Origin of the sequence: Nocardia xishanensis NBRC 101358 (assembly GCF_001613365.1) — a bacterium.
GTDB classification, from domain to species: domain Bacteria; phylum Actinomycetota; class Actinomycetes; order Mycobacteriales; family Mycobacteriaceae; genus Nocardia; species Nocardia xishanensis.
The window spans coordinates 21,529-32,046 of the sequence record NZ_BDCF01000071.1 but is presented as its reverse complement, the minus strand read 5'-3'; the positions used below and the strand labels follow the sequence as shown (position 1 = coordinate 32,046).

The window sequence follows — 10,518 nt, the reverse complement described above, 5'->3', positions numbered from 1 at the left end:
GCCGCCGTTCAGGCCGACCGCGGCGCCGCCGCCTCCGGCCGCCGGGTTGCCGATCCCGCCGCCACCGCCCGCGGGCGGCCTGCCCGCGACCGGCGCCTGACCGGGCCGGTACAGGTTGGACTGCGGCTCGCGCTGGGGCAGCTGCGACCAGCCGTCCTTGTACTGCGACTGACCGCCGTCCTGCCCCTGCTTCTTCGCGCCGTCGGGACCGCCGCCTGGTTCGGCGGACGGACCCATCCGCACGGTCTCCTGGTCGAACCCTTCCTTCGCGCCGCCGGACTCCGGTGCACCCTGCTTCGGCGCGAAATCGCCTTGCTTGCCCGCGTTCTGCTGCGGCTGGCCACCCTGCTGGCCACCGGCCTGCTGTCCGGATTCGGGCGCGCCGGGCCTGGGGATCGGCCGCGGCGGAATCGGGGACGGTGCGATCCGCTCGGTCACGCCGTTCGTGGGGTGCCCGTCATTCGGCTGATTCGGAGTGGTCAATGGGAATCCTTAGATCCGTTCGTTGCCGCCGCTTGGAGGGGGTTACTGCTGAGAGGAACCGGAGTCGTCGCCACCGTCGACCTGATCGGGTTCGTCGGCGTTGCGCGCGATAGCAAGCAACGTATCGCCCTCGGCCAGGTTCATCAATCGCACGCCCTTGGTCTGTCGCCCAGCCTTACGAACCTGCTTTGCCGCCGTCCGGATGACTCCACCGCCGGACGTGATCGCGTAGAGCTCATCTTCGTCGTCGACGATGAGCGCACCGACCAGAGTGCCACGCCGGGCGTCGAACTGGATAGTCAATACACCTTTACCGCCGCGTCCCTGTGCGGTGTACTCCTCGATGGCGGTGCGCTTCGCGTAGCCGCCCGAGGTCGCCACCAGCAGATACGTCTCGGGCCGAACGACGTTGAGCGACAACAGTTCGTCATCGGCGTTGAACCGCATGCCCTGCACGCCGGAGGTGGCGCGACCCATCGGGCGCAGCGCCTCGTCGGTGGCCGAGAAGCGGATCGACTGGCCGTGCGCCGAGACGAGCAGCAGGTCGTCGTCGGCCGAGCAGAGCACCGCGCCGACCAGCTCGTCCTCGTCGCGCAGGTTCACCGCGACGATGCCGCCGCTGCGGTTGGAATCGAAGTCGGACAGCTTCGATTTCTTCACCAGACCATTCTTGGTGGCAAGCACCAGATACGGGGCGTCTTCGTAGGACTTGATCTGAATGATCTGGGCGATCTTCTCGTCCGGCTGGAAGGCCAGCAGGTTGGCGACGTGCTGGCCGCGCGCGGTGCGGTTGGCCTCGGGCAGCTCGTACGCCTTGGCGCGGTAGACCCGGCCCTTGTTCGTGAAGAACAGCAACCAGTCGTGCGTCGAGGTGACGAAGAAGTGCTTGACGATGTCGTCCTGCTTGAGGCCGGCGCCCTGCACGCCCTTGCCGCCGCGCTTCTGCGAGCGGTAGAGGTCGGTCTTGGTGCGCTTGGCGTAGCCGGTCTCGGTGATGGTGACGACCACGTCCTCGCGGGCGATCAGGTCCTCGTCGGCCACGTCGCCGTCGGCCGCGATGATCCGGGTGCGCCGCTCGTCGCCGTACTTGTCGACGATTTCGGCCAGCTCGTCGCGCACGATCGCGCGCTGGCGCTCCGGCTTGTCGAGAATGTCCTTGTAGTCGGCGATTTCGCTTTCGATCTTGGCCAGATCGTCGACGATCTTCTGCCGCTCCAGTGCGGAGAGGCGCCGCAGCTGCATGTCGAGGATGGCGGTGGCCTGGATCTCGTCGATCTCGAGCAGCTGCATCAGGCCGGTGCGCGCGGTGTCGGTGTTGGCCGAACGCCGGATCAGCGCGATGACCTCGTCGAGCGCGTCGAGCGCCTTGACCAGGCCGCGCAGGATGTGGGCCCGCTCCTCGGCCTTGCGCAGCAGGTAGCGGGTGCGCCGGACGATGACTTCCAACTGGTGATCGACGTAGAGCCGGATCATCTGGTCCAGGCGCAGCGTGCGCGGCACGCCGTCGACGATGGACAGCATGTTGGCGCCGAAGCTGGTCTGCAGCTGGGTGTGCTTGTAGAGGTTGTTCAGCACCACCTTGGCGACGGCATCGCGCTTGACCGTCACCACGATTCGCATGCCCGCGCGGTCGGAGGACTCGTCGTGGATATCCGAGATACCCGCGATCTTGCCGTCCTTCACCTGCTCGGCGATCGAGTTGATGAAGTTGTCGGTGTTGACCTGGTAGGGCAGCTCGGTGATGACGATCGTGGTGCGACCGCGGTTGTCCTCTTCGATCTCGACCACACCGCGCATGCGGATCGAGCCGCGACCGGTGGTGTAGGCGTCGTTGATGCCCTGGTTGCCGACGATCAGGCCGTGCGTCGGGAAGTCCGGGCCCTTGACCCGCTCCATGCACGCGGCGAGGGTGCTCTCCTCGTCGGCGTCGTAGTTCTCCAGCGCCCAGTAGATCGCCTCGGCGAGCTCGTTGAGGTTGTGCGGCGGAATGTTGGTCGCCATGCCGACCGCGATGCCATTGGAGCCGTTCATCAACAGGTTCGGCACCCGGCTGGGGAGAACCACCGGCTCCTGGGAACGACCGTCGTAGTTCGGCGTGAAATCGACCGTCTCGTGGTCGATTTCACGCAGCAGCTCCATCGCGAGCGGCGTCAGGCGGCACTCGGTGTACCGCATGGCGGCCGCGCCGTCGTTGCCGCGGGAACCGAAGTTGCCCTGGCCGTCGACCAGCGGGTAGCGCAGCGACCACGGCTGGGCCATGCGGACCAGGGTGTCGTAGATCGAGGCGTCACCGTGCGGGTGGTAGTTACCCATGGTCTCGGCGACCGGGCGCGCGGACTTCACGTAGCCGCGGTCGGGACGGTAGCCGTTGTCGTACATCGCGTAGAGCACGCGCCGGTGCACCGGCTTGAGGCCGTCGCGCACATCGGGCAGCGCACGGCCGACGATCACGCTCATCGCGTAATCGATGTAGCTGCTCTGCATTTCGTTCTGGATGTCGACCGGCTCGATCCGGTCGCCTGCACCGCCGCTCGGGGGCAGCGTTGTCTCAGTCATGCGGTCTCCTTAGCGGGGCGTGAAAAGTCTGCTTGCGGTGGGTTTCACGCCGGCTATACGTCGAGGAAGCGAACGTCCTTGGCATTGCGGGTGATGAAGCTGCGACGCGCCTCGACGTCCTCGCCCATCAGGACGGAGAACAGCTCGTCGGCCGCGGCCGCGTCGTCGAGCGTCACTTGACGAAGCACCCGCACCGCGGGGTCCATCGTGGTCTCCCACAGTTCCTTGGCGTTCATCTCGCCGAGACCCTTGTAGCGCTGGACGCCGTCGTCCTTGTTGATCTTCTTGCCCGCCGCGAGGCCCGCCTCGAGCAGGCCGTCGCGCTCCCGGTCGGAATAGGCGAACTCGGGATCGCTGCGCTGCCACTTGAGCTTGTACAGCGGCGGCTGGGCAAGGTAGACGTGCCCGTGCTCGACCAGCGGCCGCATGAAGCGGAACAGCAGCGTCAGCAGCAGGGTCGAGATGTGCTGGCCGTCCACGTCGGCGTCGGCCATCAGCACGATCTTGTGATAGCGCAGCTTGCTGATGTCGAACTCGTCGTGGATACCGGTGCCGAACGCGGTGATGATCGACTGGACCTCGTTGTTCTTGAGGACTCGGTCGATGCGCGCCTTCTCGACATTGATGATCTTGCCGCGCAACGGAAGGATCGCCTGGTACATCGAGTCGCGGCCGGACTTGGCCGAGCCGCCGGCGGAGTCGCCCTCGACGATGTAGATCTCGGACTTGCTCGGGTCCTTGGAGCGGCAGTCGGCCAGCTTGCCTGGCAGACCGCCCAGATCGGTGGCGGACTTGCGGCGCACCAGCTCGCGCGCCTTGCGCGCCGCGACGCGGGCCTGCGCCGAGGAGACGGCTTTCTGCACGATGGTCTTCGCGTCGGCCGGGTTGGCCTCGAACCAGTGCGCGAGGTGCTCGTTGCAGGTGCGCTGCACGAACGACTTGACCTCGGTGTTGCCGAGCTTGGTCTTGGTCTGGCCCTCGAACTGCGGGTCGGAGATCTTCACGCTCACGATCGCGGCGAGACCCTCGCGGATATCGTCGCCGGTGAGGTTGCCGTCCTTCTCCTTGAGCAGCTTCTTGTCCTTCGCGTACTTGTTCACCACCGTGGTGAGCGCGGCGCGGAAGCCCTCTTCGTGGGTGCCGCCCTCGTGGGTGTTGATGGTGTTGGCGAAGGTGTGGACGGATTCCGAATAGCCGGAATTCCACTGCATCGCGACCTCGAGCTCGTGCCCGGTGCCCTTGCCGGTGAAGCCGACGACCGAGTTGTGGATCGGCTGCTTGGTCCGGTTGATGTGCTTGACGAAGTCCTCGAGTCCACCGGGGTAGTGGTAGGTGCGGACCTTGACCTTCGGCTCCTCGGCGGCGGGCGCGTTCTCGTCGAGGTGCTTGGGCGCCTCGGCGGTGTCGCTGACGACCTCGTCGGTGACCTCGCTCCCGGAGACCCGCTCGTCGGTGAGGGTGATGGTGAGGCCCTTGTTCAGGAACGCCATCTCCTGCAGACGCCGCGCGACCGTCTCGAAGTTGAAGGTCGTGGTCTCGAAGATCTCCGCGTCCGGCCAGAACCGGATGGTGGTTCCGGTGCGCTTGGTCGCCTCACCCTGCATCAGTTTGCCGGGCTTGGAGTCCTTGTACTCCTGGGTCCAGTGGTAACCGTCGTGGTCGACCTCGGCCTCGAGCCTGCTGGACAGCGCGTTCACCACCGAGATGCCGACGCCGTGCAGACCACCGGACACCGCGTAGGCGTCGGAGTCGAACTTGCCGCCCGCGTGCAGCTGGGTCATGACCACCTCGATGGTGGGGATACCCTGCGCGTGCATGCCGGTCGGGATGCCGCGGCCGTCGTCGACCACCTCGACGCCACCGTCGGCCAGCAGCGTGACGTCGACCCTGGTCGCGTAGCCCGCCATCGCCTCGTCGACGGAGTTGTCCACGACCTCCCAGATCAGGTGGTGCAGGCCGCGCTCACCGGTCGAGCCGATGTACATTCCAGGGCGTTTGCGTACCGCCTCGAGTCCCTCGAGGACGGTGATGGAGGAGGCACCGTAATCCTGCTTGCCCGATGTCGCCTTGGTCGAATCGTTGGAGTCCTTGGCAGCCACTGGTCGGTAGCTCTCCTTACTTGCTGACCTCGGCGCAACGATCACCACAGCGCAAGCGGGGCCCGGGTCTTGACAAGTCGAGATTCACGGGCCCACGCGGGGGCTGCGCGGAACGCGCCGAAGGTTCGCCGCTAGTTACGCCACCATCCTACTGGTAGACCCGCGCCACAATGCACCTACGACACCCCTGACGGCTTCATGGCTGCGAGAAATCGACCGGCGACGAGTCGGGTCTTCCTCTCGACCGTTTCAACGACTCTCAGATGTACTCAGCACGCAGTGCCGAATACTCGCCGCGATCACCGGGAGACCGCGACCCGATCGACGAACTCGGCGGTGCGCGCGGCGAGGGCCTCGGGGTGCGAGATCGGCGACCAGTGCCGCGCCGCGATCTCGCTGCGGGTGAGGTCCGCAACCCATCGATCGGCCTCGGCGTGCACCACAGGGCGCACCGCCCTGTCGCCGGTCGACACGATCAGCTGCACCGGAACCGAGACCGGGCGCGGGCGCGGATTGCGCAGGTGCGCACGGATATTCGCGCGATAGAGCTTGAGGTTGTTGATCATGTCGGCGCGCAGCGTCGGCGCGGTCCGCACCAGCGCGGGGTCGAGGCCGTCGAAGAAGGCGAGGAAGCGCGGCCAGCGATCGGACAGCGCGCGCAGCACCGGATTGGGCAGACCGGGGATCTGGAAGGCGACGGTGTAGGCCGACGCGATGCCCTGCGCGAGCGACCCGCGCAGCCGCGCCGCCGAGAGCGGCCCGCGCAAGTACGCGCCGAGAAAGTCGAGGTTGGGACCGGAGACCGAGCTGAACGACGCGATCCGATCCCCGGCCGCTGGATCGCTGACGAGCTCCCAGCCGATGACCGAACCCCAGTCGTGCCCGAGCACGTGCACGCGCTGCCCCGGCGCCACGGCGTCGACGACCGCGCGGACGTCAGCGGCGAGCTCCTCGATGCGATAGGCCGAGACCTCGGCGGGCACCGTGCTGTCTCCCGCGCCGCGATTGTCGAAGGCGATCACCCGGTAGCGATCGGCCAGGAGGGCGGCGACGCGATTCCACAGGATGTGAGTATCCGGCCAGCCGTGCACGAGCAGGATCGGCGTCCCGCCGGGATCACCGCACTCGAACACCGCGAGCTCGACGTCGCCGCGGCGAACGGTGGTGGTGGCCGTGGCGGGGAACGGGCCCGCGGTGCTGATCGTCATCGATCGTCTCTCCTGTGCGCGTTGTCGAGCCGATGCGAGCCGCTCGGCATCGGTCGAGGCGTTCCACGTCGAACCGCAGATCCGGTGAGGATCTGGGGAAATCCTGTGGATGGAGAGATAAACGTAACACCGAGTATCGTATATTTGCCAGGGTGCGTCAGCCGTAGGTGTCGCGCGGACCGCGTCCCTTGATGTGCCGTTCACCCTTGCGCCAGCTCGGCGCTGCCGGGCCGGAGATCTTCAGCTGCGTCACCACGCCGTCTCCGACCGCGGCGTTGATCTTCGCCAGGATCTGACTCTGGAGCATGCGCAGCTGCGTGGCCCACGCGGTGGACTCGGCGGCGATGCTCAGCACGCCGTCTTTGAGGGCGATCGGGGTGGCGTGCGAGGCGATGTCCTCGCCGACGACGCCCGCCCAACGTCCGAGAACCGTGCCCTCGGCGACCTTGCCGTCCCAGCCGCGACTCTTGGCGATCCGGGTGGCGAGCTGGGACAACAGCTGGGGATCGCGGTCGTCGGGGCGGGCGCCGGACCATCCGGTGCGCCTGCGAGCTCCGGTGCGGAGCTTCCGCACCGGCGAGGCGCGACCCTGCCCGACCGACTTCCCGCTTGCCTTCGCCGCGGCGCGGGCCTCTTCGAGCGCGCGCCTGGCCAGGTCGATGCCGCGCAACTGCGGCTCGCCGCCAGGCTGCTGAGCGCCCTGCTCGCGCTGATCGGTCATCGTCCCGCTCCGTTCGACCACCGGGTTTTGTCCCCAGCTCTTGCTCTGTTCTCCCCAACCGCAGGCCGGTCGGGTTCCGGCGCAGTTCTCCACAGGTATTGGGGATGAATCGGTGGATCCGTCCGGGCCCCGGTGCACGGCAACTGTACGGGAGCCCGCCGACGAACCGTCGCACGCGTCGCCGCTCGTCCCACGCCGGTGTTTCCCATCTGTGCACAACCGGTGTGGCTACCTGTGGACAGGTTCAGGCGAATCCGGGTGCGTGCTCGACGATGCGCGAGGTGCGGTGCGTCGATTCCCCGGTGGTCTCCACCCGCAACGGCGCCGCGGCCAGCTCGGCGGGCACGTCCTCCGGCACGGCGGCGGTGATGAGTACCTGTTCGGCGCCGGCCGCGACCTCGGCGAGCGCGGTGCGGCGCCGCCGGTCGAGTTCGGCGAAGACGTCGTCGAGCAACAGCACCGGTTCGGCTCCGGTCGAGCGGAGCAGGTCGAACGCGCCGAGGCGAAGGGCGAGGGCGAAGGACCAGGACTCGCCGTGGCTGGCGAAGCCTTTGGCCGGAGCGTCTCCGAGAACCAAGTCGAGATCGTCGCGATGCGGGCCGACCAGGCAGACACCGCGCTCCAGTTCCTTGGTCCGCGCCGCCGCGAGCTCCCGCAGCATAATCTCCTCCAGCGCCGCCGTGTCATCGGATTGCGGCTCCCGCGCGGGATCCAGGAACTCCGGCGGCAGATAGGCGCTTCGGTAAGCGATTGCGGCGGGACGGGATTCGGGCGCGATCGACCGATAGGACTGGGCCAGATGGGGATACAGGTCGTGCACCAGCCGCAGCCGCTCGGCAAGCAGCACCGACGCATGCTCGGCCAGGTGGCCGTCCCACACGTCGAGGGTGCTCAGGTCGGCCCGCGATCTCGCTTGCCGCCCAGCGGTTTTCAACAGGGCCGAGCGCTGGCGCAGCACCCGGTCGTAGTCCGAGCGCACACCGGCCAACCTGGGGAGCCGGGCTGTGCACAACTCGTCGAGGAATCTGCGCCGCTCCCCTGGGTCGCCACGCACCAGCGCGAGATCCTCCGGCGCGAACAACACGGTTTGCAGAATGCCGAGTATCTCCCTCGGTCTGCGCACCGGCGACCGGTTGATCTGCGCGCGATTGGCCGCGCCCTGGTTGAGTTCGATGTCGACGCGCAACTCACGACCGGTGTTGACCACGGTGGCGCCGATCCGCGCGCGCTGCGCGCCCATCCGGATCAGTGGCGCGTCGGCGGCCACCCGGTGCGAGCCGAGGGTGGCCAGATAGCCGATCGCCTCCAGCAGATTGGTCTTGCCGTTGCCGTTCGATCCCAAGAAAACCGTTCGGCCTGGGGATAATTCGAGTTCCGCGTGCTCCCAGGAGCGGAAGTCGCGCAGCGACAGCGCTCGGATGAACATTCGCTACACCGCCCCGGTCACCACGGGCGACGGCACCGGTTCACGCACAGATGCTCAGCCCGGGAGCCGGACCGGCATCAGCAGGTAGATGTAGGAGCTGGCCAGCGCGGCGAAGGAGCCGGAGTCGAGCACCTCGGGCTCCTCCTCGCTCGCGGGAAGCAGCACCGCGGGACGGCTGGGGGTGGTGAACCCGAAGGTGACCCGGTCGGAGTGCAGCGCGGACAGGCCGTCGACCAGGTAACCCGGGTTGAAGGCGATGGTCAGCGCTTCGCCGCGAAAATCGGCGGGCAGCCACTCCTCGGCGCGACCCGCGTCGTCGCCGCCTGCCGACAGCAGCAGACCCTCGCTGGAGAACTCCAGGCGGACCTGTGCACCGCGCTCGGCGACCAGGGCGACGCGCTTGATGGCCTCGGTCAGCGCCGCGACTTCCAGCGTGGCGATGGAGGTGTGCTCCTTGGGGAGCAACTGACGGAACTTGGGGAATTCCGCGTCGAGCAGGCGGGTTGTGGTGCGGCGGCCCGCGTTGACGATGCCGAGCAGACCGTCCGAGCCCGCGCCGGTGCCGAGCGAAAGCTGCACGGGGGCATCGGAGGGGCCGAGCGTCTTGGCGGCCTCGGACAGCGTGCGGGCCGGAATGAGCACCGAAGTCTCGATATCGGTGCGGGAGGGCTGCCATTCGATGTGGCGCACGGCGAGCCGGAAGCGGTCGGTGGCCGCGAGAACGACCTGTGGGCCCTCGATCTCGACGCGGATACCGGTCAGCATCGGCAGGGTGTCGTCACGGCCCGCCGCTACGGCGACCTGTCCGACGGCTTCGGAGAAGACGTCGACGCTCAATGCACCGGTCTGCTGCGGGACTTCGGGCAGCTGGGGATAGTCCTCGACCGGCATGGTCGGCAGCGAGAACTTGGCGCTGCCGCAGGAGATCAGCACGCGGGTGCCGTCGACCGATACGTCCACCGGCTTGTTGGACAGCGCCTTGGTGATGTCGGCGAGCAGGCGGCCGGACACCAGCACCTCACCGGGACCGGCGACCTCGGCCGCTACGCGCATCTGCGCGGAGACCTCGTAGTCGAATCCCGAGACGGTCAGTCCGTCCTCGCTCGCGACCAGCAGCACACCACCCAGCACCGGGACAGGAGGCCGGGACGGCAGGCTGCGCGCGACCCAGGCGACGGATTCCGCGAAATCCTCTCGGGCGACCCGAAACTTCATGCTCGAAAGCTCCATCGCCCGATCTGTCCTCTCCCGGTTCCGTGATCCGTGTGTGGCTTCCGTCCGAGCACTGTGGCTCGACAGCTTGTTGGCTCGACAGCGTGTGGTTCTCGTCAGGGGGTGCTGGATCGGCCGCGCCAGCAGTCTGGCACAGGCGACCGACATAAAACGTACCCGCGTCTGGCGCGGCTACCTAGCCCGACCCTCGATTCGCGCTCGCGTGTCCGAAGCGGACGACTCCGTGTGCGGACATACCCATCCCGCTCTTCTCCTTGCCTGTGCAGACGAGTGGCTCCGGACGAGACGTCGCTCGACCGACTTTCCACACACCCTGTTTTGAAGAGAGATCTATATGAAGAAGAACTGAAGTAGTAGTAGGCACTGTGGAATCTGTGGACTGAGCCCGTTTGCGCTGGTCCGGGGGTGTGGTGCCGTGGGGATGGCCGTCGGGTGACTCGAGGATGAATTGGAGGCGTCTGTGGAGGTCCGAAAACTGTCCCATGTTCATCCTCGAGCCGTCCTCGAGTTGTTCCACTGGATTCACCCTGTTGTTCACACGTGTGCACCGTTCGGTGGACAACTCGAGGAATCCTCGAGGACTCCACACGGACTCCTCGAGGATTCCACAAGCGCCTGACCGAGACGAGGCAGGTCAGAGCCTGTGGGCAGACATCGATGGGATGATGTTGATATCCGGCTGTGAGTGACGGCCCGCAAGTCCATCCCCAGTCCTGTGCACCAATCGGTGGACAAACCGTGGGATTCCTCGAGGACTCCACAAGGATTCCTCGAGGAATCCACAGCGCATAA

The 10,518-nt window shown here is 67.1% G+C and carries 6 protein-coding genes and 1 pseudogene; all 7 read right to left on the bottom strand.

The features are described from left to right. Positions 1-483: pseudogene (locus tag NX1_RS32615) on the bottom strand (DUF3566 domain-containing protein); the annotation flags it as partial. Between the two features lie 42 nt (positions 484-525). Then, positions 526-3,039, bottom strand: a complete 2,514-nt coding sequence (gene gyrA, locus NX1_RS32610; RefSeq protein ID WP_068068214.1) for a DNA gyrase subunit A — start codon at positions 3,037-3,039, stop codon at positions 526-528. A 53-nt stretch (positions 3,040-3,092) separates the two neighbouring features. Next, positions 3,093-5,138 carry a DNA topoisomerase (ATP-hydrolyzing) subunit B gene (gene gyrB / locus NX1_RS32605; protein ID WP_068068211.1) on the bottom strand — a complete coding sequence of 682 codons (2,046 nt, stop codon included), beginning with the start codon at positions 5,136-5,138 and terminating at the stop codon, positions 3,093-3,095. 299 nt (positions 5,139-5,437) lie between these two features. Continuing rightward, positions 5,438-6,346, bottom strand: coding sequence for an alpha/beta fold hydrolase (locus tag NX1_RS32600; protein ID WP_068068209.1), 909 nt, complete (start codon positions 6,344-6,346; stop codon positions 5,438-5,440). Between the two features lie 157 nt (positions 6,347-6,503). Continuing rightward, positions 6,504-7,067, bottom strand: a complete 564-nt coding sequence (locus NX1_RS32595; RefSeq protein ID WP_068068203.1) for a DUF721 family protein — start codon at positions 7,065-7,067, stop codon at positions 6,504-6,506. Positions 7,068-7,311: 244 nt separating this feature from the next. Beyond that, positions 7,312-8,493 (bottom strand): DNA replication/repair protein RecF, encoded by a 1,182-nt coding sequence (recF, locus tag NX1_RS32590; RefSeq protein ID WP_068068199.1) that lies wholly within the window; start codon positions 8,491-8,493, stop codon positions 7,312-7,314. Positions 8,494-8,547: 54 nt separating this feature from the next. After that, a complete protein-coding gene (dnaN, locus tag NX1_RS32585) occupies positions 8,548-9,723 on the bottom strand; it encodes a DNA polymerase III subunit beta (protein WP_068068195.1) in 1,176 nt (391 codons plus the stop codon). Positions 9,724-10,518 lie beyond the last annotated feature (795 nt).